23 protein-coding genes are annotated in these 26,068 nt (G+C 70.9%); 14 read left to right on the forward strand and 9 right to left on the reverse strand.

What is annotated here, in order from left to right:
• Positions 1 to 98: 98 nt before the first annotated feature.
• Both ACGFX9_RS12810 and ACGFX9_RS12815 read right to left on the reverse strand, forming a co-directional pair.
• The gene (locus ACGFX9_RS12810) at positions 99 to 1,298 is read right to left on the reverse strand and encodes an Ig-like domain-containing protein (protein ID WP_393469301.1); all 1,200 of its coding nucleotides are present in this window, start codon (positions 1,296 to 1,298) and stop codon (positions 99 to 101) included.
• Positions 1,299 to 1,443: 145 nt separating this feature from the next.
• Complete coding sequence (locus tag ACGFX9_RS12815) at positions 1,444 to 2,202, reverse strand: hypothetical protein (protein WP_393469303.1); 759 nt, start codon at positions 2,200 to 2,202, stop codon at positions 1,444 to 1,446.
• A gap of 104 nt (positions 2,203 to 2,306) precedes the next feature.
• Here ACGFX9_RS12815 and ggt point away from each other — a divergent pair, with 104 nt between their 5' ends.
• Positions 2,307 to 4,118, forward strand: coding sequence for a gamma-glutamyltransferase (gene ggt, locus ACGFX9_RS12820; protein ID WP_393469306.1), 1,812 nt, complete (start codon positions 2,307 to 2,309; stop codon positions 4,116 to 4,118).
• A gap of 122 nt (positions 4,119 to 4,240) precedes the next feature.
• Here ggt and map read toward each other — a convergent pair whose 3' ends face one another.
• Positions 4,241 to 5,008: a type I methionyl aminopeptidase gene (map, locus tag ACGFX9_RS12825; RefSeq protein ID WP_393469308.1), complete on the reverse strand. Its 768-nt coding sequence runs from the start codon at positions 5,006 to 5,008 to the stop codon at positions 4,241 to 4,243.
• 50 nt (positions 5,009 to 5,058) lie between these two features.
• Between map and ACGFX9_RS12830 the strand changes: the two genes are divergently transcribed.
• The gene (locus ACGFX9_RS12830) at positions 5,059 to 5,319 is read left to right on the forward strand and encodes a helix-turn-helix domain-containing protein (RefSeq protein ID WP_393469311.1); all 261 of its coding nucleotides are present in this window, start codon (positions 5,059 to 5,061) and stop codon (positions 5,317 to 5,319) included.
• Positions 5,320 to 5,346: 27 nt separating this feature from the next.
• Here ACGFX9_RS12830 and ACGFX9_RS12835 read toward each other — a convergent pair whose 3' ends face one another.
• Complete coding sequence (locus ACGFX9_RS12835; RefSeq protein ID WP_393469314.1) at positions 5,347 to 6,201, reverse strand: NAD(P)H-binding protein; 855 nt, start codon at positions 6,199 to 6,201, stop codon at positions 5,347 to 5,349.
• The gene (locus ACGFX9_RS12840; protein WP_393469317.1) at positions 6,198 to 6,677 is read right to left on the reverse strand and encodes a nuclear transport factor 2 family protein; all 480 of its coding nucleotides are present in this window, start codon (positions 6,675 to 6,677) and stop codon (positions 6,198 to 6,200) included. The genes ACGFX9_RS12835 and ACGFX9_RS12840 overlap by 4 nt, the downstream gene beginning before the upstream one ends.
• A gap of 82 nt (positions 6,678 to 6,759) precedes the next feature.
• Here ACGFX9_RS12840 and ACGFX9_RS12845 point away from each other — a divergent pair, with 82 nt between their 5' ends.
• From ACGFX9_RS12845 to ACGFX9_RS12875, 7 genes are all read left to right on the forward strand, one after another.
• A complete protein-coding gene (locus ACGFX9_RS12845; protein WP_393469320.1) occupies positions 6,760 to 7,389 on the forward strand; it encodes a TetR/AcrR family transcriptional regulator in 630 nt (209 codons plus the stop codon).
• A 107-nt stretch (positions 7,390 to 7,496) separates the two neighbouring features.
• The gene (locus tag ACGFX9_RS12850) at positions 7,497 to 9,053 is read left to right on the forward strand and encodes a hypothetical protein (protein ID WP_393469322.1); all 1,557 of its coding nucleotides are present in this window, start codon (positions 7,497 to 7,499) and stop codon (positions 9,051 to 9,053) included.
• A gap of 175 nt (positions 9,054 to 9,228) precedes the next feature.
• On the forward strand, positions 9,229 to 10,071 hold the full coding sequence (locus tag ACGFX9_RS12855) for a nitrilase-related carbon-nitrogen hydrolase (RefSeq protein WP_393469325.1): 843 nt from the start codon (positions 9,229 to 9,231) through the stop codon (positions 10,069 to 10,071).
• Positions 10,068 to 11,351, forward strand: coding sequence for an aspartate aminotransferase family protein (locus ACGFX9_RS12860; RefSeq protein ID WP_393469328.1), 1,284 nt, complete (start codon positions 10,068 to 10,070; stop codon positions 11,349 to 11,351). The genes ACGFX9_RS12855 and ACGFX9_RS12860 overlap by 4 nt, the downstream gene beginning before the upstream one ends.
• Positions 11,352 to 11,410: 59 nt before the next feature.
• On the forward strand, positions 11,411 to 12,802 hold the full coding sequence (gene hydA / locus ACGFX9_RS12865) for a dihydropyrimidinase (RefSeq protein ID WP_393469331.1): 1,392 nt from the start codon (positions 11,411 to 11,413) through the stop codon (positions 12,800 to 12,802).
• A 40-nt stretch (positions 12,803 to 12,842) separates the two neighbouring features.
• On the forward strand, positions 12,843 to 13,865 hold the full coding sequence (locus tag ACGFX9_RS12870) for a TIGR03842 family LLM class F420-dependent oxidoreductase (RefSeq protein ID WP_393469334.1): 1,023 nt from the start codon (positions 12,843 to 12,845) through the stop codon (positions 13,863 to 13,865).
• A gap of 48 nt (positions 13,866 to 13,913) precedes the next feature.
• Positions 13,914 to 14,636 (forward strand): DUF4232 domain-containing protein, encoded by a 723-nt coding sequence (locus tag ACGFX9_RS12875; RefSeq protein WP_393469337.1) that lies wholly within the window; start codon positions 13,914 to 13,916, stop codon positions 14,634 to 14,636.
• Here the strand turns inward: ACGFX9_RS12875 and ACGFX9_RS12880 are convergent.
• Positions 14,602 to 15,657: a lipoate--protein ligase family protein gene (locus tag ACGFX9_RS12880; protein ID WP_393469341.1), complete on the reverse strand. Its 1,056-nt coding sequence runs from the start codon at positions 15,655 to 15,657 to the stop codon at positions 14,602 to 14,604. The genes ACGFX9_RS12875 and ACGFX9_RS12880 overlap by 35 nt on opposite strands.
• 92 nt (positions 15,658 to 15,749) lie before the next feature.
• On the opposite strand from ACGFX9_RS12880, the gene ACGFX9_RS12885 reads away from it, so the two are divergent.
• The gene (locus tag ACGFX9_RS12885) at positions 15,750 to 17,207 is read left to right on the forward strand and encodes a basic amino acid/polyamine antiporter (protein WP_393469343.1); all 1,458 of its coding nucleotides are present in this window, start codon (positions 15,750 to 15,752) and stop codon (positions 17,205 to 17,207) included.
• 45 nt (positions 17,208 to 17,252) lie between these two features.
• On the forward strand, positions 17,253 to 18,515 hold the full coding sequence (locus ACGFX9_RS12890) for an arginine deiminase (protein ID WP_393469346.1): 1,263 nt from the start codon (positions 17,253 to 17,255) through the stop codon (positions 18,513 to 18,515).
• 19 nt (positions 18,516 to 18,534) lie between these two features.
• Here ACGFX9_RS12890 and ACGFX9_RS12895 read toward each other — a convergent pair whose 3' ends face one another.
• From ACGFX9_RS12895 to ACGFX9_RS12905, 3 genes are all read right to left on the reverse strand, one after another.
• Complete coding sequence (locus ACGFX9_RS12895) at positions 18,535 to 19,191, reverse strand: hypothetical protein (RefSeq protein WP_393469349.1); 657 nt, start codon at positions 19,189 to 19,191, stop codon at positions 18,535 to 18,537.
• A gap of 58 nt (positions 19,192 to 19,249) precedes the next feature.
• Positions 19,250 to 20,344 carry a chemotaxis protein gene (locus ACGFX9_RS12900; RefSeq protein WP_393469352.1) on the reverse strand — a complete coding sequence of 365 codons (1,095 nt, stop codon included), beginning with the start codon at positions 20,342 to 20,344 and terminating at the stop codon, positions 19,250 to 19,252.
• Between the two features lie 162 nt (positions 20,345 to 20,506).
• A complete protein-coding gene (locus ACGFX9_RS12905; RefSeq protein ID WP_393469355.1) occupies positions 20,507 to 21,256 on the reverse strand; it encodes a CPBP family intramembrane glutamic endopeptidase in 750 nt (249 codons plus the stop codon).
• Between the two features lie 297 nt (positions 21,257 to 21,553).
• On the opposite strand from ACGFX9_RS12905, the gene ACGFX9_RS12910 reads away from it, so the two are divergent.
• From ACGFX9_RS12910 to ACGFX9_RS12920, 3 genes are all read left to right on the forward strand, one after another.
• Positions 21,554 to 23,275 carry an alpha/beta hydrolase gene (locus ACGFX9_RS12910; RefSeq protein ID WP_393470463.1) on the forward strand — a complete coding sequence of 574 codons (1,722 nt, stop codon included), beginning with the start codon at positions 21,554 to 21,556 and terminating at the stop codon, positions 23,273 to 23,275.
• A 142-nt stretch (positions 23,276 to 23,417) separates the two neighbouring features.
• Positions 23,418 to 24,248 (forward strand): inositol monophosphatase family protein, encoded by an 831-nt coding sequence (locus tag ACGFX9_RS12915; protein WP_393469358.1) that lies wholly within the window; start codon positions 23,418 to 23,420, stop codon positions 24,246 to 24,248.
• Between the two features lie 122 nt (positions 24,249 to 24,370).
• Positions 24,371 to 25,789 (forward strand): phytoene desaturase family protein, encoded by a 1,419-nt coding sequence (locus ACGFX9_RS12920; protein ID WP_393469361.1) that lies wholly within the window; start codon positions 24,371 to 24,373, stop codon positions 25,787 to 25,789.
• The last annotated feature ends 279 nt before the right edge of the window (positions 25,790 to 26,068 follow it).

The raw sequence follows: 26,068 nt of genomic DNA on the forward strand, positions 1-26,068 counted from the left end.
CTCGGGGGCTTACCGGCGGTAACCCGTCGGTAAGTTACGCACCGGTAACGATTGTTGAGCTGTGTACGTGTCGGTCCGCTGTCAGCTCTGTCCGCTGTTCAGCTCAGCGCGCTCTTCGTCTGCCAGTTGGCCCAGGAGAGGTTCCACTCGCCGTAGCCGTTGCCCGGGTCCGGGACGCCCTTCGAGCCGCTGCCGGAGACCTCGAAGGGGTCGCCGATCCGGACCTGGCCGTAGAGCCAGGAGGCGTCGCCGTCGCTCATGCCGATACAGCCCGAGCTGTGGTTGGTGTTGCCGAAGTACGAGGCGTTCCAGGGGGCCGCGTGCGCGTACATGCCCGACCAGGTCAGACGCATGGAGTCGTCGACCATCTTGTCGTAGGCGTCACCGAGGCCCACCGTCTCGGAGCGCATGTTGATCGTGCCCTCCTTGGCCATCAGGACGGACGTGCCGCCCCATGACGCCTTGTCGCCGCCAGGGGTGCCCGCCGACATCGGGACGGTCTTGACGCTGCGGCCGTCGCGTACGAGCGTCGCCTGCTTGCTGTCGAGGTCGACCTTGACCTTCTGGTTCTCGCCGACCGTGAAGCCGGTGACGTAGTCACGGACGAACCAGCCGCCGCCCGTGCCCGAGTCGACGCCGCTGAGCCGGGCGTCGAGCTTCACCTTCGTGCCGGACTTCCAGTACTCCTTGGGGCGCCAGTCGACGCGGTCCTTGCCGTCGTAGTTCTTGATCCAGCCCCAGGATCCGGCGGTGCCGTTCGACGTCCTCACCTTCAGGTGCTTCTCGACCGCGGCCTTGTTCTTCACCGGGTGGTCGAAGACGACGGAGAGGGGCTGGGCGACACCGACCGTGGAGTCCTTGCCGGGCGTCAGGCTCAGCTTGTTCACCTTCTCCGGGGCCGCCGTTCTGAAGGAGGTCCGCGCGCTGCCGCCGTCGTCCGTCGTCGCCTCGACCTTGTACGAGGTGCCGGGCGCCGCCTTGCGGTCCGAGGTCCAGGAGGTGCCGTTCGCGGCGACCTTCCCGGTGAGCTTCGTGCCCTCGGCGTCGGCGACCGTGACCTTCTTCAGCCTTCCGTCGGCCAGGGTCACCTTGACCGGAGAGCCCGCCTTGGCCTGCTTGCCATGGAGGTTGACGGATATGTCCGGCTTGTTCGCCTCTGTGTCGGCGGAGGCGGGGGTGCTGCCCGAACACGCGGTCAGCGCGGTGGCCAGTGCCGCCAGGCCCGCGGCCGTGACCGCGGCCCCGGTGCGGCGGGGGCGTATCGGGCGTCGGCGACTCGTCGAGCTCGGGAGCCTCAAGGGAACGTACCTCCGTGCGAATGTGGAACTGCACGGAGAGAGGGGCAAAGGTCCCGGTGGGTTGCCTCTTGCCCCGAATTGCCGAATAGGTCACAGAGGCCGGATGTGCGCCTGGCGCGGGCGCCGACGCCGGGTGGTCGGGCGCCTACTTCGCGCGATGCGAGGCGCGCGGCGGCGCGATCGCGGGAGCCGGGGCCTGGGCGGCGCGGGTGACGTCACCGACGAGCTCGACAACGTCGGCGCCGTACGCCTGGGAGTTGACGACCTTCAGGAGCAGTACGAAGGAGTTGGCGCCGTGCTTGCGGGCAAGGCGCTCGTGGTTGCGGGCGAGATAGCGGGTGGCCGCCTGGTTGGTGATCGCCCGCTGGCCGCAGAAGACGAAGACGGGTCTCGCCTCCCGGTCCTGCCCCGCGGTGAGCCGTGCGAGGATCACGTACTCCGAGATGCCGCCCTCCATGCGGTACCGCTCGCTGCCGATCTGGAAGGCGCCCCGGTCGGGGCCCGGCTCCGGCTCGGTGTTGACGCGGATGCCTGGCAGCAGGGAGTGCATGTGCGCGGCCATGCGGCGGTTCGCCGTGGGGGAGCCGACGCAGAACTCCGTGCGCTCGCCGAAGCTCTGCTGGACGGCGTCGTGCGCGATGAGCTGGGCGTGCGCCCCGCAGTCCTTGATCAGCGCCGCGAGTTCGAGCAGGGCGAACACGTCATGGCGTACGACGGTGAGCTCGGGGCCGCCCGCCTCGCGGTTCACCACGAGCAGCGACTCGGAGTTGTCGGGAAGCCCGAAGAAGGCCTGCTTGCGGCGGAGCCTCCGCCGCCAGAGGTAGGAACGGGCGAGCCAGCCCAGCACGGCGGCGAGACCGGCCGCGATCAGGCCGAGGACGATATTGCGCACGTCTTCAGTCATGGGGGCGCATGCTAGCGGGCTCTAGGACCGGTGTTCGACGCGGTCCTGACGTGGCGGGGGAGTCGAAGTTACGCTGCGCGGACGGTTGTTGACTGGAGGTACGGATGCGTCGTGCTGTCGTACGGAATCTGACGCTATTGGCGGTCGGAGGGGTATTGGTGTCGGTGGGTGCCGCCGCGCCTCCTTCGTCTCCGGGCTCGGCTGAACCGGCCTCGCCGTCCGCGGGGAAAGTGCCGGTGGCCGTCGGCTACGGCGGTGCCGTCTCCAGCGTCGACGCTGACGCGTCGGCCGCCGGGATCGAGGTCCTGAGGAAGGGCGGCAACGCGGTGGACGCGGCGGTCGCCACGGCGGCGGCCCTCGGCGTCACCGAGCCCTACTCGGCGGGTGTCGGAGGCGGCGGCTACTTCGTCCACTACGACGCGAAGAGCCGCAAGGTGAGCACCATCGACGGCCGCGAGACGGCCCCGCGGACCGCCGACTCCGGCCTCTTCCTGGAGAACGGCAAACCGCTCCCCTTCGCCGACGCGGTCACCAGCGGCCTGGGCGTCGGCACGCCCGGCACCCCCGCGACCTGGCAGTCCGCGCTCGACGCGTGGGGCAGCAAGCGGCTCGGTACGCTCCTGAAGCCCGCCGAGCGGCTCGCGCGCGACGGGTTCACGGTGGACGGGACGTTCCGTTCGCAGACCGAGTCGAACCAGAAGCGGTTCGCGGACTTCCCGGACACGGCGAAGCTGTTCCTGCCGGGTGGTGCGCTGCCGGTGGTCGGCTCGACGTTCAAGAACCCCGATCTTGCCCGTACGTACGAGGAGTTGGGCCGCAAGGGTGTCGGGGCGATGTACCGGGGCGGCATCGGCAAGGACGTCGTACGCACCGTGAACAAGCCGCCCGTGGACCCGGCGTCGGGGCGGGTGGCCCGGCGCGGCGACCTCTCCGCGAAGGACCTGAAGGCCTACGCGGTGAAGCGGCAGGCGCCGACGAAGACCTCCTACCGAGGGCTCGACGTCTACTCCATGGCGCCCTCGTCGTCCGGCGGCACGACCGTCGGCGAGGCCCTCAACATCCTGGAGAGGACGGACCTGTCCAAGGCGTCCAAGGCGAAGTATCTGCACCGGTACATCGAGGCCAGCCGCGTCGCCTTCGCCGACCGCGGGCGATGGGTGGGGGACCCCGCCTTCGAGGACGTACCGACGAAGGAGCTGCTCTCGCAGCGGTTCGCCGACTCGCGGGAGTGCCTGATCCGGGACGACGCGGTCCTGAAGAGCCCGCTCGCGCCCGGGAATCCGCGGGATCCGGCCGACTGCAGGACCGGTGACAAGGCCGCCCCGACCACGTACGAGGGGGAGAACACGACGCACCTCACGGCTGCCGACAAGTGGGGCAACGTCGTCGCCTACACCCTCACCATCGAGTCGACGGGCGGCAGCGGGATCACCGTGCCCGGTCGCGGGTTCCTGCTCAACAACGAACTGACCGACTTCTCCTTCGCACCGGCCGACCCGGCCGTGCACGACCCGAACCTGCCGGGGCCGGGTAAGCGGCCCCGGTCATCGATCGCGCCGACGATCGTCCTGAAGGACGGAGAGCCGGTGGTCGCGCTCGGGTCGCCCGGCGGAGCGACGATCATCACCACGGTGCTGCAGACCCTCACCGGGTTCGTCGACCGGGGCCTGCCGCTCGTCGACGCGATCGCCGCGCCCCGCGCGAGTCAGCGCAACGCCGCGCAGACCGAGCTGGAGCCGGGGCTCTGGGAGAGTCCGGTGCGGGCCGATCTTGAGGCGATCGGGCACTCCTTCAAGCAGAACCCGGAGATCGGGGCGGCGACGGGCGTGCAGCGGCTGCCGGGCGGGAAGTGGCTGGCAGCGGCGGAGACGGTACGTCGTGGTGGCGGGTCGGCGATGGTGGTGCGGCCCGGCTGAGGCGGGCCGGGCGGCCGGGCGGGTTGGCATGCCCGCCCGGCGGCTCGTGCATCCATCCGGCGCGTGGATTCCGATGCGAATACAGCGGGATGCGAAGTGCGGCGGGAGTTGCCAAGGCGGCGTCAGAGCGCGGTGAGGATGCGCGGGCCGTCGTCCGTGATCGCCACCGTGTGCTCCGCGTGGGCGGCGCGGCTGCCGTCGTTCGTGCGCAGCGTCCAGCCGTCCGGTGCCGGGTGGTAGTGATCGATGCCGCCGGCGATCACCATCGGCTCGATGGCCAGGGCCATGCCGTGCCGCAGGGGCATGCCGCGGCAAGGACGCCCTTCGTTCGGGACGCCCGGGTCCTCGTGCATACGGCGGCCGATGCCGTGGCCGCCGAAGTCTTCCGGAATGCCGTAACCCGCGTCCCTGCACACCACGCCGATGGCGTGCGCGATGTCGCCGATGCGGTTGCCGACGACGGCCGCGGCGATGCCTGCCGCCAGGGCGCGCTCGGCGGTCTCGATGAGGCGTACGTCGTCGGGGCGGGCCGTCCCGACGGTGAAGCTGATCGCCGAGTCGCCGACCCAGCCGCCCAGTTCGGCGCCGAAGTCGGCGGAGACCAGGTCGCCGTCCCGCAGGCGGTACCCGTCCGGGATGCCGTGCACGATCGCGTCGTTCACGGACACGCAGAGGACCGCGGGGAAGGGCGTGGGGGCGAAGGAGGGGCGGTAGCCGAGGAAGGGCGACGTCGCGCCCGCGTCCCGCAACACGGCGTGCGCCACTACGTCCAGTTCGAGCAGCGAGACCCCCACGCCCGCCGCCTCCCGCACCGCCGTGAGGGCTTGGGCGACGATCCGGCCCGCTTCGCGCATCGCTTCGATAGATGAGTCCGTCTTGATTTCCACCATGGCAATTACTATACCGGTATGAGAATGGTGCCAGGGGGTAGGGTGGACGCATGGTACGGACTCCCCTGACCCCCGAAGAGCATGAACGCGGCGAGCGGCTCGGCATGCTGCTGCGTGCGGCGCGCGGCGAGCGGAGCATGGTGGAGGTGGCCGCGAGCGCCGGTCTCTCCGCGGAGACGCTCCGCAAGATCGAGACGGGGCGGGCGCCGACGCCCGCGTTCTTCACCGTGTCGGCGCTGGCGGTGACGCTGGGCCTCTCGCTGGACGAGGTGGCTCAGGCGTGCGCGCTGGTGCCGCTCGCGCCTGCCTGAGGTCGCGCGGGCCTGCGGCGCCTGCTGTTACCGGGAGTGGGCCCACTCGGTCGCGTGCGCGGCGGCGAAATCCGCGAAGCCGCGTGCCGGGCGGCCGGTGATCCGCTCCACGGCGGGGTCCACGCGGTCCTCGGAGCCGTGCGCGATGCGGTCGTCCATGGCGGCCAGCATGTGCGCGAACTCCTCGGGCATCCCGGTGGCGGCGAGCCGCTCGCCGAAGCGCGCCACGGAGACGGGGCGATGGCGGATCTCGCGCCGCGCGACCCGCGAGACCGTCTTGGCGATGTCGTCGTAGCCGAGTGCTTCCGGGCCCGTGATCAAGTGCGCCGCGTTGTGCGGCCGTTCGTCCGTCAGGGCGTGTACGGCGACCGCGGCGATGTCACCCGCGTCGACGAACGCCACTCGCCCGTGCCCGGTGGCCGTGACGATCTCATCGGCGGCCCGGATGCTCTCGACGTGGAGATGACCCGGCGTGACGAAGTTCTGCATGAACCAGGAGGGGCGCAACACCGCCCATTCCGGCGCCAGTTGACGCAGCGCCCGGTGGACCTCGCCGACGCCGGGGTCACCTTCGGAGATGGCGGAGGAACTCAGCAGTACGAAGCGGCGTACGCCCGCGTCCAGGGCTCGTTCCAGGAACGGCACCATCAGGCGGGCCGGGTCGGGGTCGCCGATGGGCGGTACGAGGTAGACGGCGCCCGCGTCGGCCAGGGCGGGGCCGTGGGAGGTGGGGTCGGCCCAGTCGAAGCGGACTTGGCGGGTGTCGTCAGGTGCGGGGGTGCGAGTGCCGACGCTCACAGATGTGCCCCGGTCGGCCAGTGCGGTCGCCACGCGGCGGCCCGTGGTGCCGGTGCCGCCGGTGATGAGGAAGCGCGCGGTCATCGGGCTCCTCCGGTGGTGGTGGCGTCGGTGGTGGCGTCGGTGGTGGGTCCGCCGACTGGGATGCCGCCGTCGAAGGCGTCGGCGGCCAACGCGCCGTTCCAGTAGTCGCGGAAGCGCGTGATCCGTCCGTCGTGGACGGTGACGACCTGGATGTACGGCATGTCGAAGGGGCGCCCGGTGGCGACCGCCCGGCCGGTGCCGCGCAGCTCCACGATGATCGTTTCCGGGTCGTCGGTGCGGTGGACGGTCACGTCCTGAAAGCTCCGCAGGTCGATGTGGTCGGGGTAGTCGGCCATGTAGGCGCGCACGGCGTCGCGGCCGTCGAGCCGGTGCGGGGCGCCGGGCACGGCGAACGGGAACTCGAAGACGCCGTCCGGGGCCCAGAGCGCGACCCAGCCGTTCATGTCCTTGGCGAGGAGGAGGTCGAGGGAGCGGGTGAAGACTTCGGTGGGTGTGTCAGTCGTGGGGTGCGTCATGCCTTCGACGTTAACCTGACCCCGGGTCCGTTTACAAGTACCGGACCCGGGGTCGACTTATGCTGGGTGTGTACGTGTGCAGATGCGCACGCCCGTCCGGCCCGTCCGAGGAGGAACCATCACCGCCCGCAAAGAGAGAGCCGACTCCGTCCGTAACAGGGCCGCGCTGCTGACCGCCGCGGCCCGGCTGTTCCAGGACGCCGCCGACCCCGACAGCGTCAAGATGGCCGACATCGCCCAGGCCGCGGGGGCCGGCAAAGGCACGGTCTTCCGGCACTTCTCCGACCGCGTCGGCCTGGTCAGGGCGCTGGTGGTCGAGGAGACGCGGCAGTTGCGCGAGCAAGTCGTCGACGGGCCGCCGCCGCTGGGCCCCGGCACGCCGGTGGCCGAGCGGCTGCCCGCGCTCATGGCGGCACTTCTCGACCTCAAGCTGAACCAGCGGGCGCTCATGCTCGCCCTGGAGCGGGCCGGCGCGGGCAGTCCCTACCTCAACCCGGCCTACGATCTGTGGCACTCCGAAGTCGCCGGGATGCTGGCCGGCGCACACGGAAGCGACGACGCCGACTACCTCGCGCACGCCCTGCTCGCCGCCGTCCGCAGTGACCTCGTCGAGCATCTGACCAGCCAGGGCGCATCCCCCGCCCAACTGCACGCGGGCCTGCGGCGGCTCTGTGCTTCCGTGCTGGATCACAGCGCCGACGGCGAGGCGTGAGGAGCTGCGGGCCGGCCGGAAAACTGCGTGTAGCCGTCCCGTAACACGTCTGGTGTTATCTTCCGGACCGGGAATACTCCAGGCTCCATGGGGCGGTGCTGGCTCGGATGGCAGTTGGACAACTCCCGGACCACGTCCGGGAGTTCGCGAGGTACCTGAGGGACCTCCTGGTGCGGCTCGATCAGGGCGCCGGGTGGTGCGGTGTGTTCTGGTCCCGTGACCCCGAGGGGATGCGGGCCTGCCTGGACGGCGCGGAAGTGCCCCCCTGGGACGTGGTGGAGGCGCTGCTGCACGATCTGGCCACGGGGTACGGGGCGCAGGCCGCCGAGCGGGAGACGGAGCGGGCGCGGGCGCTGCACGGTGCCTCGCTGGCCGCGTACGACGCGCGGCCCGGTGGCCGCGGGCTGCTGGGCGAGCGCCTCGACATGATGCTCACGGAGCAGCGGTACGCGGTGGAACGGCAGGCGGAACTGGGCCGTTCGCTGGCGGACGCGGTCATGCCGGACGAGGTGGAGCGGATCAACCGTGACCTGGCCTGGGTGCGCGACGACCACGAGCGGGCGACCGCACGGTGCGCGGAACTCCGGGAGCGTATAGAGCAGTTGGAACAGGCGGGGCGCCCGCAGTGGGTCGACTTCGGGACCCCGGTGACGGACGACTTCGTGGATCCGCCGCAGGGGGATTGGGATTCCGCAGGGCGTGGCGGGCAGGGGGCGGGCGTCTTCGACCCCCGACCGGCGGGCGGTTTCGGGGCCTCGTCGGCTGACGGCTTCGGCGCCTCGTCGGCTGACGGTTACGGTGCCCAGCCGCCGGTCGGCCCCGGAGTCGACACCTTTGACGCCCCGGTCGCCCCGCCCCAGGAAGAGCGTGACGCCGAGCCACGCCTGCCCAGGCAAGGCGGCCGCAAGTCGCGCGACACCCCCCGCCGCTCACGCCGCCCCCGTGGCCCCCGCGGTGCCCGTTTCGCCGGGCTTGATGACGACGCGGCCGAGCCCCTCGTCGTACCCGGGGCAGCCGAGCAGCCGCCCGGAGGGAACCGCCCCCGCGGCGCGCGGTACGCACACTCCGGCGGCGAAGCAGCTCACCGCACCCCTGACCAGACCCGCGGCGCGGAAGGCGCGGAAGGCGCGGACGCCGAAGCCGGGCAAGCCACCGCCGAAGCCGTCGCCGCCCTCGTCCGGCTCCGCGGTGAAGGCCGCAGCGGCGAGGCGCACGGCGTACTCGTCGAGGCTGCGTGCTGGCCCGCGGCGCGCCTCCCGGAGTTCGCCGGAGAGCTGCACCGCGCGGGCCTCGGCGCCGACTGGTCCACGCTGCTCTGGGAAGCCGCGTCGCTGCCGCCCGACCGGCTCGTCGCGCTGGCCGACGCCCTCGCCGGGGCCGGCCGCGCCGACGACTGCCGGAAGCTGCTGCGGCAGGGCGTGGCACGGCCCGCCCCGGAGATCGCCGAATCGGTGCTCGCGCTGATCGACGCGGGCCGCGAGCGCGAGGCCCGCGCCCTGCTCGACGCCTATCTCCGCGTCCGTACCCCCGAGGACGCGGCCGGCTGCGCGCACACCGACCCCTACCGCTTCATCCCGCTGCTGCTCCAGGCCGCCCAAGGGGTGTCGGACGAGTGCCACTGGGATCTCGTGCACGCGCTGCGCGTCGCCGGATTCAGTGCCTGATTGTTCCAAGGCCTGACATGCCCGATTCGCGTCCGCTTGGGTGCGAAACATGATCGACTCCGCCGGTTAACGGCGATGGTCTTGCCCAGCCCGCCGACGAGGCTTACGTTTTCCTGTCTACGCATCAAGTCTACGGGCGTAGAGGCTCTCTGACGTCCCGTCGAAGGAGCAGCTCATGGCCAACGTCGTACGCGCCGCACTGGTCCAGGCGACCTGGACAGGCGACACCGAATCCATGATCGTCAAGCACGAGGAGCACGCCCGCGAGGCGGCCCGCCAGGGTGCGAAGATCATCGGGTTCCAGGAGGTGTTCAACGCCCCCTATTTCTGCCAGGTGCAGGAGCCCGAGCATTACCGGTGGGCCGAGCCGGTGCCGGACGGACCCACCGTCACGCGGATGCGCGAGCTGGCCCGTGAGACCGGCATGGTCATCGTCGTCCCGGTCTTCGAGATCGAGCAGTCGGGCTTCTACTTCAACACCGCGGCCGTGATCGACTCCGACGGCTCATACCTCGGAAAGTACCGCAAACACCACATCCCCCAGGTCAAGGGCTTCTGGGAGAAGTACTACTTCAAGCCGGGCAACGCGGGCTGGCCGGTCTTCGACACCTCGGTCGGCAAGGTCGGCGTATATATCTGCTACGACCGGCACTTCCCCGAAGGGTGGCGCCAACTCGGCCTGAACGGCGCCCAGATCGTCTACAACCCCTCCGCCACCTCCCGCGGCCTCTCCGCCCATCTCTGGCAGCTGGAACAGCCCGCGGCGGCCGTCGCCAACGAGTACTTCATCGCGGCGATCAACCGCGTCGGCGTCGAGGAGTACGGCGACAACGACTTCTACGGCACGTCGTACTTCGTCGACCCCCGAGGGCAGTTCGTCGGCGAGACCGCGAGCGACAAGGGCGAGGAACTCGTCGTCAGGGACCTGGACTTGGGGCTCATCGAGGAAGTACGCCAGCAGTGGGCGTTCTACCGGGACCGCCGCCCCGACGCGTACGAAGGACTGGTACAGCCGTGAGTGACCTGCACACCCGCCACAAGGCCGTCCTGCCCGAGTGGCTCGCGCTCTACTATGCCGACCCGCTGGAGATCACCCACGGGGAGGGCCGCCACGTCTGGGCCGCGGACGGCACGCGGTACCTCGACTTCTTCGGCGGCATCCTCACCACCATGACCGCCCACGCGCTGCCCGAGGTCACCAAGGCGGTCAGTGAGCAGGCCGGGCGGATCATCCACTCGTCCACGCTCTATCTCAACCGGCCGATGATCGACCTCGCCGAGCGGGTCGCGGGCCTCTCCGGCATCCCGGACGCCCGCGTCTTCTTCACCACATCGGGGACCGAGGCCAACGACACGGCCCTGCTCCTGGCCACCGCGTACCGTCGCTCGAACCAGATCCTGGCGATGCGCAACAGCTACCACGGCCGTTCCTTCACGGCCGTCGGCATCACCGGCAACAACTCCTGGTCGCCGACCAGCCTTTCACCGCTCCAGACGCTGTACGTCCACGGGGGCGTCCGCAGCCGGGGACCGTACGCGGAGCTGAGCGACGCCGAGTTCATCAAGGCCTGCGTCGCCGACCTGAAGGACATGCTCGGGCAGGCGCGCGGGGGAGCGGCGGCGCTGATCGCCGAGCCCATCCAGGGCGTCGGCGGCTTCACCTCTCCTCCGGACGGGCTTTACGCCGCCTTCCGCGAGGTCCTGCGGGAGCACGGCATCCTGTGGATCTCGGACGAGGTGCAGACCGGCTGGGGGCGGACCGGCGACCACTTCTGGGGCTGGCAGGCGCATGCCGCGAGCGGCCCGCCGGACATCCTCACCTTCGCCAAGGGCATCGGCAACGGCATGTCCATCGGCGGTGTCGTGGCGAGCGCCGAGGTGATGAACTCCCTTGACTCCAACTCCATTTCGACGTTCGGCGGCTCACCGGTCACCATGGCGGCCGGCCTCGCCAACCTCACGTATCTCCTGGAACACGACCTCCAGGGCAACGCGCGGCGCGTCGGCGGTCTGCTCATCGAGCGGGTGCGCGCCATCTGTGCCCAGCTGCCCGTCGTACGCGAAGTGCGCGGCCGGGGTCTGATGATCGGCATCGAACTGGTCGACCCCGAGACGGGCGAGGCCCATCCGCGTGCCGCCGCCGCGGTGCTCGAAGCGGCCCGCGACGGCGGGCTCCTGATCGGCAAGGGCGGCGGCCACGACACCAGCGTCCTGCGCATCGCCCCGCCGCTCTCGCTGACCGTCGCGGAGGCGGAAGAAGGGGCGTCGATCCTCGAACGGGCCCTGCGAAGCGTCTAAGTCCCATCCGACAACCAGGCCGGGGCCGCAGCGGGCCCGGCGCAGGGGAGATGCGAAGGATGACCCGCACGCTGATCACCGGTGGTCTCGTCATCACGGCCGCCGAGGAGATCCACGCAGACGTACTGATCGAGGACGGCCGCATCGCCGCCCTCGCTTCCCCCGGCACCCAGGAGTGGGCCGCGGACCGCGTCATCGACGCCTCCCAGAAGTACGTGATCCCGGGAGGCGTCGACGCGCACACGCACATGGAGCTGCCGTTCGGCGGCACCTTCGCCTCCGACTCCTTCGAGACCGGCACGCGGGCCGCGGCCTGGGGCGGCACGACGACCATCGTGGACTTCGCCGTGCAGACCCAGGGCCACGCGCTGCGCGCGGGGCTCGACGCGTGGTACGCGAAGGCGGACGGCAAGTGCGCCATCGACTACGGCTTCCACATGATCCTCTCGGACGTCAACGACGCGTCGCTGAAGGAGATGGACCTTCTCGTCGAGGAGGGAATCAGCTCGTTCAAGCTCTTCACCGCGTATCCGGGGGTCTTCTACAGCGACGATGGTCAGATCCTGCGCGCCATGCAGAAGGCGTCCGTCAACGGCGGCCTGATCATGATGCACGCGGAGAACGGGCTCGCCATCGATGTCCTGGTCCAGCAGGCCCTCGCCCGAGGCGAGACCGACCCCCGCCACCACGGAGAGGTGCGCAAGGCGCTCCTCGAGGCGGAGGCGACGCACCGGGTGATCAAGCTCGCCCAGGTGGCGGGCGCGCCGGTGTACGTGGTGCACGTCTCGGCGCGGGAAGCGCTCGCCGAGCTGACCAGGGCCCGCGACGAGGGGCTGCCGGTCTTCGGCGAGACCTGCCCGCAGTATCTGTTCCTGTCCACGGACAACCTCGCGGAGCCGGACTTCGAAGGCGCGAAGTACGTGTGCTCAACTCCCCTGCGTCCCAAGGAACATCAGGAGGCCCTGTGGCGAGGGCTGCGCACGAACGACCTCCAGGTGGTCTCCACCGACCACTGCCCCTTCTGTTTCGTGGGCCAGAAGGAGCTGGGCCGCGGGGACTTCTCCAAGATCCCCAACGGCCTTCCCGGCGTCGAGAACCGCATGGACCTCCTCCACCAGGCCGTCGTGGACGGACGCATCACCCGCCGCCGCTGGATCGAGATCGCCTGCGCCGCCCCGGCCCGCATGTTCGGTCTGTACGGCAAGAAGGGCACCATCGCGCCGGGTTCGGACGCCGACGTCGTCATCTACGACCCGGCCGCCGAGCAGGTCATGTCCGCCGAGACCCACCACATGAACGTCGACTACTCCGCGTACGAGGGCAAACGCGTCACCGGACAGGTCGAGACCGTCCTGTCCCGCGGTGAACTCGTCATCGACCAGCGGAAGTTCACCGGCCGGGCGGGGCACGGCTCGTACGTCCCGCGTGGCATCACCCAGTACGTCGGCTGACAGACGGCCCATCGAGCACGTCGGCAAGGAGACCCGCATCATGGACTTCGGACTCGTCCTGCAGACCGATCCGCCGGCCGCTCAGGTCATCAGCCTCATGAAGCGCGCCGAACGCAACGGCTTCCGCTACGGCTGGACCTTCGACTCGGCCGTGCTGTGGCAGGAGCCCTTCGTCATCTACAGCCAGATCCTGGCCAACACCGACCGGCTGATCGTCGGCCCGATGGTCACCAACCCGGGCACCCGCACCTGGGAGGTGACGGCCTCGACGTTCGCCACCCTCAACGACATGTTCGGCAACCGCACCGTGTGCGGCATCGGCCGCGGCGACAGCGCGATGCGGGTGGCGGGCCGCGCCCCGAACACCCTGGCGCGGATCAGCGAGGCCATGAAGGTCATCCGGGCCCTGGCCTCGGGTCAGGAGGCGGACCTGGGCGGGGGCACCACCGTCAAGTTCCCCTGGATCAAGCCCGACGCGCACCTGCCGGTCTGGATGGCCGCGTACGGGCCCAAGGCCCTGAAGATGGCGGGCGAGGAGGCCGACGGGTTCATCCTCCAGCTCGCCGACCCGTATCTGACCCAGACGATGGTGAAGGCGGTCCGTGACGCGGCTGCCTCGGCGGGCCGCGACCCGGCGGCCGTGACGATCTGCGTGGCGGCGCCGGCCTACCTCACAGAGGACGACTCACCGGCCGCGCTCGCCCACGCCCGTGAGCAGTGCCGATGGTTCGGCGGAATGGTCGGCAACCACGTGGCCGACCTGGTGGCGAAGTACGGGGAGCACTCGGATCTGGTCCCCGAGGCACTCACCGAGTACATCAAGTCGCGCGAGGGCTACGACTACTCCCACCACGGGCGTGCCGACAACCCCGACACCGCGTTCGTCCCCGACGACATCGTGGACCGCTTCTGCGTCATCGGAACGAAGGACCAACACATCGCCAAACTGCGGCAGTTGAAGGAGCTCGGCGTCGACCAGTTCGCGGTCTACGCGATGCACGACGCCCGCGAGAGCGTGATCGACGGCTACGGCTCCATGGTGGTTCCCGCGCTGCGGGAGTGAGGGAACGCGGCCCGTCGCCCGTATCCCGGGCCATGGCATGATCTGCGCGTGACCGGCATACCGTTCAGACGCGTCGCTGTCCTCTCGGCCGTGGTGCTCCTTGCCGCCGGATGCGGACTCTCGGAGGAGTTGGAGCGGGAGAAGGATCCCGGGCGTACGGCGTCTGCCGACGGGGGTTCGTCCGCGGCCACGGACGCTCCGTCCGACCCGGGCTTGTCCGCCGCGCCGCCATCGGGGATTCCGGTGCAGACGGGTCCCCCTGTGGTGCCCGACGCGCCGTCGGCCTCCTGCCCCGCGTCCGGCGTGAGCATCCGGTCGGGGATGGTCGACGCCGCCATGGGGCTGCGGGCGATGGGCGTGACCCTGACCAACTGCGGCAAGCGCACCTACCGGCTGAACGGCTACCCGAAGCTGCGGGTCCTCGACGAGCATCGCGAACCCCTCGACGTACAGATCCTCGAAGGGCCGAAGCCCGTCACCCTGATGGACGACCCCGGCCCGCACCCCGTCGCGCTCAAGCCCGGCGAGGTTGCCCAGACGGTGCTCGTCTGGCGCAACACCGTCACGGACACGACGACGACCGCCGTCAGCGGCACCTACCTGGAGGTCACGCCGAAGCCGGGCACCCGCCCCGGGACCGTGACCCCGGAGGGGCGGATCGACCTCGGCAACACCGGCCGCATCGGCACGACGGCCTGGCAGAAGAGCCCGGCCGACGACGCCGACCCGTCCAGGCCTACGGCACCCGCGCCGTCCACTCCGGCGAGCTGAACTTCGTCCGGGCCAGCTCCTCGGCCCTGGCCATCTCCTCGTCGGTGACCTTGCCCTCCGTCAGGCCGTACCGCGCGCGGAAGGAGTCGAGCATCCGCTCGATCACGGCCTCGCGGGGAAGACCGGTCTGGCGGCGCAGCGGGTCCACCCGCTTCCTCGCGCTCCTCGTACCCTTGTCCGAGAGCTTCTCGCGGCCGATGCGGAGCACCTCGACCATCTTCTCCGCGTCGATGTCGTACGACATCGTCACGTGGTGCAGGACGGCGCCGTGCCCGCCGGCCACCCGCTTCTGGGCGGCGCCCGCGACCTTCCCGGCGTCGGTGGCGATGTCGTTGAGCGGCTGGTACCAGGCCTTGATGCCCATGTCGCCGAGCGCGCCGAGGACCCAGTCGTCCAGATAGGCGTAACTGTCGGCGAAGGACAGGCCCTGGACGAGGGAGTCCGGCACCGAGAGCGAGTACGTGATGGCGTTGCCCGGCTCGCAGAACATCGCGCCGCCGCCGCTGATCCGGCGCACCACCTCGATGCCGTGCCGCTCGGCGGCCTCCGGTTCGACCTCGTTGCGCAGCGACTGAAAGCTGCCGATGACGACCGCGGGGGACGCCCACTCCCAGACGCGCAGTGTCGGCGGGCGGCGCCCGGCGGCGACCTCGTCGGTGAGCACCTCGTCAAGGGCCATGAGCAGGGCGGGGGACTGCGGGGCGGCATGGATCAGCTGCCAGTCGTAGTCCGTCCAGTCCGTGGCGTGCGCGAGGGCCCGGCGCACCGCGACACCCGCGCCCTCCGACGTGAGCCCGTACATCACCGTGCCCTCGGGGAGCGCCGCGTCGATGCGGGCCGCGAGGCCCGCCGCGTCGGTGTCGGCCGGCGCGCCCTCCAGGGCGTGGCTCAGGACGTCGAACGCCTCGTCAGGTTCGAGGAAGAAATCCCCGGCGACACGCACATGCCGCAGCACGCCGTCCTCGACGTCCAGGTCCACGACGACGAGCTTGCCGCCGGGAACCTTGTACTCACCGTGCACTGTGCTCCCTCCGGGTGCTTTTCATATCAGGACAACTCGGCCCACTAGGGATAGATTCCCGCAGAGGTCGGTCAACCGACGACGAGGAATCCATGAGCCACGCTGAGACGAGCGACCAAGCCACCGCCGGCGCCCCGCCTGCGGCCAAACTGACGCTCATGACGCTGACGATGATGGTCGTCGGCTCCATGGTCGGCGCGGGTGTGTTCTCGCTGCCACGGCGGTTCGCGGAGGAGACCGGTGTCGCGGGCGCGCTCATCGCCTGGGCGATCGCCGGTACGGGCATGCTGATGCTCGCGTTCGTCTTCCAGGCCCTCGCCGTCCGCAGGCCGGACCTCGACGCCGGTGTCTACGCCTACGCGAAGGCCGGTTTCGGCGAGTACCTCGGCTTCTTCTCCGCCTTCGGATACTGGGCCAGCGCGTGCGTCGGCAACGTCACCTACTGGGTGCTCATCATGTCGACCGTAGGGGCCATCTGGCCGAGCCTCGGCGACGGCGACACCCTGCTCGCCGTCGTCCTCTCCTCGGCCGGACTGTGGGCGTTCTTCCTCCTCATCCGGCGGGGGGTCAAGGAAGCGGCGGCGATCAACAGGATCGTGACCGTCGCCAAGATCGTCCCCATCGTCGTCTTCGTGATCCTCGCCCTCTTCTTCTTCAAGGCGTCCGTCTTCGCCGAAAACTTCGGTGGCGCCGACTACGCCGGATCACTCTTCAACCAGGTACGCGGCACCATGCTGGCCACGGTCTTCGTCTTCCTCGGCGTCGAGGGCGCCAGCGTCTACTCCCGGCACGCCAAGCGCCGCGAGGACGTCGGCCGCGCCACGATCCTCGGCTTCCTCAGCGTCTTCGCCGTCTTCGCCTCCGTCACCATCGTCTCGTACGGCATCATGCCGATGGCCGAGATCGCCGAGCTGCGCCAGCCCTCCATGGCGGGGGTCCTGGAGGAGGCCGTCGGCACCTGGGGGAAGGTCTTCGTCAGCGTCGGACTCATCGTCTCCGTCCTCGGCGCCTACCTCGCCTGGACGCTGATGGCCGCGGAAGTGCTCTTCGTCGCCGCCAAGGACGACGACATGCCCCGCTTCCTGCAGCGGGCCACCTCCGAGGACGTACCGGTCCCCGCACTCCTGATGACCACCGCCCTGAGCCAGGTCGTCCTCGTCGTCACGATGTTCTCCGACGACGCGTTCAACTTCGCCCTCGACCTCACCAGCGCGCTCAGCCTCATCCCGTTCCTGCTCGCCGCGGGCTTCGCCGTCAAGATCGGCCTCGGGCGGGACAGTGCGGAGGTGGCCGGGCAGAGCACCCGCCGGGAGCTGGTGATCGCGGTGATCGCCACGCTGTACATGGCGTTCCTGCTGTACGCCGCCGGGCTCAAGTTCGTCCTGGTCTCCTTCATCCTCTACGCCCCCGCGACCCTGCTGTTCATCAAGGCCCGGCGGGAACAGAACCGGCGCCTGTTCTCCCCCCGCGAGGCCGTCATCTGTGCCGTCTCGATCGCGGGCGCCGTCGTGGGCGTGATCGCCCTCGCGGTGGGCTGGATCGAACTCTGACCGGCTCCCCACCGACCTCTGTCGCCACCGACCGAAAGGCGCGCTGTGACCAGCCAAGACACCACCGCCACGCCGGACTTCGGCGTCCACTCCGAAGTCGGCAGGCTGCGCAAGGTACTGGTCTGCGCGCCCGGCCTCGCGCACCGCAGGCTGACCCCCACCAACGCGGACGACCTGCTGTTCGACGACGTCATGTGGGTGGAGAACGCCCAGCGCGACCACGCCGACTTCGTCATCAAGCTCCAGCAGCGCGGCGTCGAGGTCGTCGAACTGCACGACCTGCTCGCCCAGACCATGGCGATCCCCGAGGCGAAGTCCTGGCTCCTCGAACGGAAGATCACCGCGAACCAGGTCGGCCTCGGACTCATCGACGACACCCGCGCCTTCCTGGAGACGCTGGAGCCACGGCAGTTGGCCGCGTACCTCATCGGCGGTCTGGCCACCGCGGATCTGCCGGACGAGTTCCGCTCCGGGTACGTCTCACTCGTACGCGAATCCACCGGCGTACGCGAATACCTCATGCCGCCGCTGCCGAACACCCTCTACACCCGCGACACGACGTGCTGGCTGTACGGAGGCGTCACCCTCAACCCGCTGTACTGGCCCGCCCGGCACGACGAGACGCTCCTGATGAAGGCCGTCTACCGCTTCCACCCCGACTTCACCGGCGCCACGGTGTGGTGGGGCGATCCCGAACTCGACTGGGGGCAGGCCACGTTCGAGGGCGGCGACATCATGCCCGTCGGCAACGGTGTCGTCCTGATGGGCATGAGCGAGCGCACCTCGCGCCAGGCCATCACGCAGGTCGCCTCGTCGCTGTTCAAGAACGGCGCGGCCGAGCAGGTCATCGTCGCCGGTATGCCCAAGCTGCGGGCCGCGATGCACCTCGACACCGTCTTCACCTTCGCCGACCGTGACATCGTCACGCTCTACCCGAAGATCATGGACGCCGTGCACTCCTTCACGCTGCGCCCCGGCGACAAGGCGCAGGGCGTCGACATCACCGATGAGGGCTCGCGCGCCTTCGTCGACGTGGTCAGCAGGGCGCTCGGCCTGCCCGGGCTGCGCGTGATCGAGACCGGCGGGGACGTCTACGCCTCCGAGCGCCAGCAGTGGGACAGCGGCAACAACGCCGTCGCCCTGGAGCCGGGCGTGGTCTTCACGTACGACCGCAACACCCAGACCAACACGCTGCTGCGCAAGGCGGGTGTCGAGGTCATCACCATCGTCGGCGCCGAACTCGGCCGGGGTCGCGGCGGCGGGCACTGCATGACGTGCCCGCTGCTGCGCGACCCCGTGGACTTCTGACCCTCCGCCTCGAGCGGGCTCAGTAGCGCTGGGCCTTGACCAGCTTCGCGGAGAGCTTCGGCTCCGGGGGCTCGTGGCTGATGGCGTACCGCTGGGCCCGCTTGCCCGGTTCGAGGTCCTGGGTGCCGACGTAGCGGGTCTCCACGGTCTTGCCCGAGTCGTCGACGAAGTCGACCCGCACGGCGAAGTCGGCCTTCTTGTCGGTCCGGTTGGTGAACGTCACCACGGAGGCGAGCACTCCGCCGGTCTCCGAGCGCGGCTTGCCCGTCATGGAGACGTCGGACATCGCGTTGCCGCGCCCGTCGACATCCTTCAGGGCGTCCTTGGCGGCCTGGTTGGCCCGCTCCGTGTCGGCGGACACGGACGCCTCGAACTCGTCCGCGCGCTCCGACGCGGACTCCTTGGCCGCGGATGCCGACGCGTGCGCGGACTCGGCGGCCTCCGATGCCTGCGACTTCAGGGGGGACGCGGTCTTCTCCGAGAAGGCCGACGAGTCGGGCGCCGTCGGCCGCTTGGTGACCGTACGGCTGCTCTCGCCGGAGGGGGCGTCGTCGTCGGTGCCGCACGAGACGAGCGCGGCGGCGCCCGTCAGCGTGGCGGCGAGTGTGAGGGCGACGGATGCTTTCGCGCCGAGGCGGCGGGGGCGCCGTGGGCCGCGGGGCGGCGTGGGGTTCATTCGGAACGGTCCTTTCCCTGCTGGTGTTCTTGTGTCCTGTGTCTGCCGGTGGCCGGTGTCAGTACCGCAGGGCGCAGGCGATCCGGCCCCGGCCGGTGAGCGTGCCTTCCGGTACGAAGTGGACCTGCGCGCCGGTGTCCAGGGCCCGTTCGACGATGTCGTCGACCACGTCGTCCACCGCGTCGAGGTCGTCGGTGTCGGCCGGCACCAGATGGCCGCCGTCGTCGCGCACGGTGGCCTGGTAGGTCTCCTCCACGGCGAGGAGGCGGACCCGGTCGGTCGTCACGTTCTGCCAGACCTCGTCGAGCCCCGCGGCGTACTGGTGCCTGCCCTGGGCGGCATCCAACTCGTGGAGTACGGAGTCGAGTTCGGCCTTCTTCCGGGCGGCGATCAGGGGGCGCAGCGCCTGCCGCACCGCCTCCGCCGGGGCGTGCGCGAGGCCGCCGTGCGGCACCCGGGTGGCCTCCTTGGTGACCGCGCCGGCGCCGTCGAGGAGGGAGAGCGCCGCGGCCTCGCCTGTCACGAACACCGGGCGCGGATGGGAGCGGAGCACACCGGCCGCCGCCTGGTCCGCCTCGCGCAGGAACTTACGGGTCTGCTCGTCGCGGTAGGTGCTCGGCAGATCGCCGATCCGCTCCTTGCGCTCCGCGTCCGGGTCCTCCAGGCTCCGGGTCAGCGGGAACCCGTCCGCCTTGTGCTCGGAGATCCGCTCGGCGGAGCCGCTCCACAGCGTGACGCGGTCGGCCGAGACCGCGAGGACCCAGTACGCGCGCTCGGCGGCCCTGGCCGCGACGACGTTGCGGGTGAGGAAGGTGTCCGAGAGCACCACGCGCGCGGGCACCGTCCTGGCCAGCGACCACACCTGGTGCTCGCCGGGCGCGGCGAAGACGGCGAGCCCGTCCTCGGCGTGCACGAGGTCGATGTCGGCCAGCGCCCGGTCCAGCCGCGCGGCCACCTCGATCCGCTGCTCCCTCGGTACGGCCGGGTCGGTCTTCAGGCGCTCCTTGGCCTCGGCGACCAGGTTGCGCAGCCGCACCGGATCCTGGGCGTTGTCCGGCTCCCTGCGGTGCGTCGGCAGCAGGACGGTGACGGCGGGGTAGGGGCGCGGCTGACGCAGCCCGGCGAGTGCGGCCGGGGTGAGGGAGGGATGCATGGCGGGGTCCCTTTCCGGGCGGGGTGGCACCTGAGGGCGTCCGGGGGCCTTGCTTCCAGGGTCTTAAGTCATGCAATGCACCATATGCCCGTTCCTGGGTCGGGGCATTTCACCTCCCCGCCCTCATCTGCTTCCCCTCCGCCTCACCCGCTCCCCTCCGCCTCACCTCAGTAGAAAGCCGAACACGTACCCGAGGGCATTGGTGGCCCAGTGCAGCCCCATGGGCGCCAGCAGGCTTCCGCTGCGGCGGCGTAGTTCGCAGAAGAGGCAGCCCGCGAGCGCGGTGAAGAGGACGGCCCCGGCGTCGACGACGATCACAGCGAACACCGAGTGCCCGAGTGCGCCACCGAGCACCGGCTTGGCATCGGCGAGACCCAGTGACGGCAGGATGTGCCAGAGGCCGAAGAGCCCGGACGAGACCAGGGTCGCGCTCACGGGCCCACGGGAGCGCAGGAGCAGACCGAACAGGACACCGCGGAAGGCCACTTCCTCCAGCAGTACGGTGCCGAAGGGAACCGTGACCAGCACGCGCAGGGCGACCTCACCGCCGCTGAGCCCGCTCTGCCGCTGGTCCTCGAACAGGCCGCGGGTGACCGGCAGCGCGGCCCCCAGGGCGTACACCGCGGCGACCGCGCCGATCAGGGCCAGTGCCCACCACAGGCCCCGCAGGAGTGTGCCGGGCGCGAGGCCCACGTCGGCCCACCGCCCGCCGGACCAGTACACGATCGCCGACAGCACCGCCGTGGCCAGCAGCGAGACGGCGAGGCTCCAGCCCTGGACCCACCGGTTGTTCGCGAGGTTGGTCAGCACGAGGACGGCGACGGTGACCGTGACGGCGGTGGCTGTCCCGACCGGGCGCCGCAGGGGCCTCGCGCGCCGGGGGTACCGCGAGGAGTGGCGTCGAGCGTGCACAACGCCCATCGTGCGCGGACGCTCATCGCCCGGCGACCGGAAGCCCCCGTGACAGAGGTACGGCGGCAGCCGCCTCGACGCCGGAACGGTCGACCGGCGCGACGTGGTGTGCTTCATGCGGTTTGCGAGGTATGGGCGGCCGGGTGAGCATGAGGTGGCGGCGCGTGCCGGACCTTGGAGCTGAGGCAGTTGGCGAACGGCATTCCCGGGCGAGGCGGGGAGACGGACGACGCGCCCGACGGAGCTCCCCCGTGGCCGCGGGCTGCCCGGCGCGCCGTACGGCGCACGGCCCGGCGCATCGGGCGGCGCATCGGCGCGATCGCCAGGAAGCCGTACTGGGAACGCCCCGACAGCGCCCAACTCGTCCGGCGCTGGCCGGACTTCACGGCGGTCTGCTTCGGGACCGTCTTCTTCTGGCTCTCCCTCACACCCTCGCTCGTGCCCCGCCCCTGGCTGCTGCAAGGCCTCGTCGGCGGGATCACCGCGGCCATCGGTTACGGACTCGGCTCGTGCGTGAGTACCGTGGTGCGCGCGCTGTCGCGGTGGCGGCCGGGGGAGAGGACGCGGGCGCACCTCTGGCAGGCGTACTGGGTCCTCGGCCTCGTCCTCAGCGTCTGGCTCATCACCCTGAGCGACCACGCCCAGCGCCGGCTGCGCGAGCTCCAGGGCCTGCCGCCGTCGACGGCCTGGCACACACCGGTCATCATCCTGGTCGCCGTCCTGCTCGGGGCCCTGTTCCTGCTGGCTGCGCGCGGCATCCGCCTCGGATCGCGTACGTTGATCCGCGCCCTGCACCGGCTCGTGCCGCTGCCCGTCGCCATCGGCCTGGGACTCGCGCTCAGCGCGCTGATCGTCACGATCGGGCTGCGCGACGTCGTCTTCCAGCGCGGCGTCATCGACCTCGCCGACCGGATCGCGTACGCGACGAACGGCGGCACCCGGGAAGGCGTCCACCAGCCGACGTCCCCGCTGGTGTCCGGCGGGCCCGGCTCCCTCCTGAGCTGGCAGGACCTCGGATTCCAGGGCCGCAACTTCGCGGGCTCCACGCCGACCGAGCAGCAGATCAGCGCGTACACGGGCAGGCCCGCGAAAGATCCCGTGCGCGTGTACGTCAGCACGTCGGCGCCGGAGGTCTTCGGCAGCGGCGACCCCTTCGCGGCCAAGGCCCGGCTCGCCGTGGACGAGCTGGAGCGGACCGGCGCCTTCGACCGCGACGTGCTCGCCATCGCCGGGACCACCGGGACCGGCTGGGTCAACGCCGACATCAGCGAACCCCTGGAGTACATGCACGACGGCGACACCGCCATCGTCGCCGTCCAGTACTCCTACCTGCCCAGCTGGGTCTCCTTCCTCGTCGACAAGGAGCGCGCGGGGCAGGCCACACGGGAGCTGGTCCAGGCGGTCCTCGCGAAATGGTCCGCCCTGCCCGAGGACGACCGGCCCAGGCTCGTCGTCACGGGGGAGAGCCTGGGCGGCTTCGCGATCGAATCGTCGTTCGACGGCGTGGACGACCTCCTGGCCAAGGCGGACGGAGCGCTCCTCGTCGGCACCCCCAACTTCGCGCCGATGTCCCAGGAGATCCGCGACCACCGGGACGCCGGAAGCCCCGTGTGGCGCCCGCTGTACAACGGCGGCAGGAACGTACGGTTCGCGCAGTTCCCGGAGGCGGACCTGAAGCGCCCGGCGGCGGCCTGGGAGCACCCGCGGGTCGTCTATCTGCAGAACGCGTCCGATCCGGTCGTCTGGTGGTCGAGCGACCTGTTCCTGCACCGCCCGCAGTGGCTCGACCAGCCCCTCGGCCCGGACATCACCCCGGCCATCCGGTGGTTCCCCGTCGTCACCTTCTGGCAGACCTCGGTCGACATGGCGGTGTCGTACGGGGTCGAGGCCCCGCACGGCCACCGGTACGGGACCGCTCCGGTGGACGGGTGGGCGGCGATCGTCCCCCCGGAGGGATGGACCGCGGGGGACACGGCGCGGCTGCGGGAGCACATGGAGGGGCGGGAGTCGCCCTACTGACCGGGCCGGAGAGGGGAATTCCCGGGTTGCGTGGGTTACCTGGATTACACCGGTTACGTGGGTTACATGGGATTCATCTCGAATCCATGTCCCGTACCTCTGACCCGTACGGATTGTCAGTCCGGCGTGCTCTCATGGATACATGATCGAAGTGATCGAAGACTTTCTCGTACGCGGCGTTTCCGACGTCGAAGAAGCACTCCGCAAGGCCGCGGCCACCGAGGTCATGCCGCGGTTCCGGCAGCTCGCCGAGGACGACGTCGTGCAGAAGAGCGGGCCGCACGACCTCGTGACGGTGGCCGACCGGCTCGCCGAGGAACAGCTGACGGCGGCGCTCACCGCGCTGCTCCCGGGCTCCGTCGTCGTGGGTGAGGAAGCCGTGCACGCGGACCCCTCGACGTACGAGGCGATACGGGGCGACGCGCCGGTGTGGATCGTGGACCCGGTCGACGGGACGCGGCAGTTCGTCCACGGCGACCCCGGGTTCTGCATGCTGATCGCGCTGGCGTGGCGCCAAGAGGTGCTCGCCTCCTGGACGTATGCCCCGGCGCTGGACGAGATGGCCGTCGCGGTGCGCGGCAAGGGCGCCTGGCTCGACGGGGAGCGGCTGGTGGCCGGTTCACCGGGGGAGGTGCTCGAGGTGGCGACCTCACACCCGGACTACACCACCCCCGAGCAGAAGCGCGCCCTCCTGGGGCTGCGCGTCGAGGGGGTGGCGCCGCGGCCCTGCGGTTCCGCGGGCCTTGAGTATCTGGCCATAGCCAGGGGGGAGTTGGACGCGGTCGCGTTCTCCTGGGAGCTCGCCTGGGACCACGCCGCCGGTCTCCTGTTGGTGGCCGAGGCCGGGGGCGGCGATCTCACCGTCGCCGGGGAGCCCTTCCGGATAGAGGGCGGGAACGCGCTGCCCTTCACGGCAGGGCGGGACGCCGCCACGGTCGACCGGGTGGTGGGGCTGCTGTCGGACGCGGCCTGATCCGCAGGGCGCCGCGCGGCCCGGGGAGACCGACGCCCGGAGGGCACCCGCGCCCACGTCGCCGTCGGTGGCCCGGCCTATCCTGGGCGGCAGAGGCCATCGGCTGACAAAGGAGTCCGAAGGTGCCGTCGATGCTTGATGCCGTCATCGTGGGGGCGGGACCGAACGGTCTGACCGCTGCCGCCGAGCTGGCCCGCCGCGGCTTCTCGGTGGCCGTCTTCGAAGCCAAGGGCGCCGTGGGCGGAGGCGCGCGGACGGAAGAGCTGACCCTTCCCGGATTCCGGCACGATCCCTGCTCCGCGGCGCACCCGCTGGGCATCAACTCGCCCGTGTTCAGGACCATGCCCCTCGACCGGTACGGACTTGAGTGGCTGCAGCCGCAGCTGCCCATGGCCCACCCCTTCCCGGACGGCAGCGCCGCCGTGCTCGCCCGTTCCGTCGGCGAGACCGCCGCGTCGTTCGGGCCGCGTGACGCGGGGACGTACCGAAGACTCGTCGAGCCCTTCCTCCCCAAGTGGGACACGCTCCTGCGGGACTTCATGTCGCTGCCGTCCACGGCCCTGCCGCGGGACCCCGTGACCCTCGCGCGCTTCGGCCTCGCCGGACTGCCACCCTCCACCTGGCTGCTGCGGCGCTTCCGCGACGACCGGGCCCGCGCCCTGTTCGCCGGGCTCGTCGCGCATGTCATCGCCCCGCTCGGCGGGGTCGCCACCAGCGCGGTCGGCATGGTCTTCGCGCTGGCCGCGCACGCCCGCGGCTGGCCGGTCGCGCGGGGCGGCTCGCAGTCGATCTCCGACGCCCTTGCCGCGTATCTGAAGGACCTCGGCGGCGCCGTCCACACGGACTACGAGGTCAAGCGGCTCGATGACCTGCCGCCCGCCCGCGCGTACATCTTCGACACGTCACCCACCGCGCTCGCGCGGATCGCGGGGCTCGGGCGGAGTTACGAGCGCTATCGCTACGGCGCGAGTGTGTTCAAGATCGATTACGCCCTTGACGGGCCTGTCCCGTGGACGGCGAAGGAGGCGCGGGCGGCGGGGACCGTGCAGGTCGGGGGCAGCAGTGCGGAGATCGGGGCCGCGCTGCGGGCCGCTTCGCGGGAGAACCGGGCGCCGGATCCACCGTTCCTGATCACTGTGCAGCCCAGCCTCGTCGACCCCTCGCGCGCGCCTGCGGGCAAGCAGGTCTTCTGGGCGTACGGCCATGTTCCCAACGGCTGGCAGGGGGATCTCACCGACGCGATCGAGCGGCAGATCGAGCGGTTCGCCCCCGGGTTCCGGGACCGGGTGCTTGCCCGCGCCACCGCGGGGCCGGCCGCGATGGCTGCGCGTAACGCCAACTACGTGGGCGGTGACATCGCCTGCGGCGCGGCGAGCGGGCTCCAACTCCTGCTCCGCCCCAAGCTTTCCCTGTTCCCCTACAACACCGCGCACCCGGCGGTATACCTCTGCTCCTCCGCGACGCCGCCGGGTCCCGGGGTGCACGGAATGTCGGGACACAACGCGGCGAAGGCGGTGTGGCGCCACCTCCGCGAGTCCTAGGCGGGAGCCGGGGCGTGGCTCTCAAGGCCTCCGCTCCACTAACCGCCCCCGGCGATTCCCCCGCCGAACAAGCCTTTCCCGCCCACCCGCCCGATCACCCCGCATCCACCCTCACCGAACGGACCTTTCCCGCCCACCCGCCCGATTGCCCCGCAGCGCCCCCCCGGTTGCAGTCGGCGACGCTCGCGAGGGGACGTGTCGGTATGTCTGCCCGGAGCACAGCGCGGCCCCGCCCCACAGACGGACAGGCCCCCCGGAGACCCGCACCGCCGCCCCGCC

Source organism: Streptomyces sp. NPDC048436 (assembly GCF_043200355.1).
Taxonomy (GTDB): Bacteria; Actinomycetota; Actinomycetes; order Streptomycetales; family Streptomycetaceae; genus Streptomyces.